Source organism: Rhodococcus sp. 24CO, from assembly GCF_050586165.1.
Taxonomy (GTDB): Bacteria; Actinomycetota; Actinomycetes; order Mycobacteriales; family Mycobacteriaceae; genus Rhodococcus_F.
Map to the genome: position 1 here is coordinate 1 of NZ_JAZFNF010000065.1, position 928 is coordinate 928.

The window sequence follows — 928 nt, forward strand, 5'->3', positions numbered from 1 at the left end:
GTCCGAGTGAATGAGTGTGCCGGGTGTCGGGCCTCGATTGGAAATGGCCATTCCCAGAGCGTTTGTCACCAATGTCGCTGTCTGCGAGCTGTCGATAGACCACCCGACGACTCGCCTCGAAAACGTATCCAGGACAACAGCGCAGTAAATTTTACCTTCACGGGTGGGATGTTCCGTGATATCCGTGACCCACAACTTATTCGGCTCGTCGCGGGTGAACTTACGGTCCACGAGATCGCTCGCGGTCGGAGTCTGATGCTTGGAACGCGCACGTTTGTTTCCCGGAAGTCCTTTCACACCAGCAGCTCTCATCAACATTTCGATGCAGCCGTGTCCCACTGCAATACCGTGACCAAGGGTGAGTTCAGCGTGGATGCGCCGCGCACCGTAGGTGCCATGCGAGGCGGTGTGAACCTCGGTGATCAGCTGCGTCAACCAGGCATGTCGCAGTGAGCGTTCCGAGGGTGGGCGATTGCGCCACTCGTAGAAACCGGACTCCGACACCTCCAGAATCCGACACGAAGTCTGTACCGGTAGTCCTTCCTTGGCCATTACTTCGATCGCTTCGAACCGCCTTTTGGGAGCACCACCGACTTCAGCAGTTCCGTGGAGCGTTTGGCGATGGCAAGCTCGGTCTCCAACTCGGCGATACGACGACGGGCGGCGGCGAGTTCAGCACTCTCAATCGAGCTCAGCCCCGGCCTCTGACCGGTATCGATGAGCTCCTGGTTACGCCAGTTGTAGATGGTCTGCTCGGTGACATCGAGACCTGCGGCGACCTCGGCGACCGAGCGTCCTGACTTCAACAGATCGAGAACTTTTCGGCGGAACTCGGGCGGATAACGTCGGGGCATCGTGAACCTCTCTCGGGTGCATCAATGCCTGAAGTAAAACAAACGAACTCCGGAAAACTCGGGGTACATCAAAG

At 57.9% G+C, this 928-nt stretch carries 2 protein-coding genes; both read right to left on the minus strand.

The genetic code is table 11. The features are described 5' to 3' along the window. A partial coding sequence (locus tag V2B23_RS30850) for an IS3 family transposase (RefSeq protein ID WP_430953691.1) occupies positions 1–561 on the minus strand: 561 nt, incomplete at its 3' end. Continuing rightward, positions 552–854: a transposase gene (locus tag V2B23_RS30855; RefSeq protein WP_430953690.1), complete on the minus strand. Its 303-nt coding sequence runs from the start codon at positions 852–854 to the stop codon at positions 552–554. The genes V2B23_RS30855 and V2B23_RS30850, both read right to left, overlap by 10 nt. Positions 855–928 lie beyond the last annotated feature (74 nt).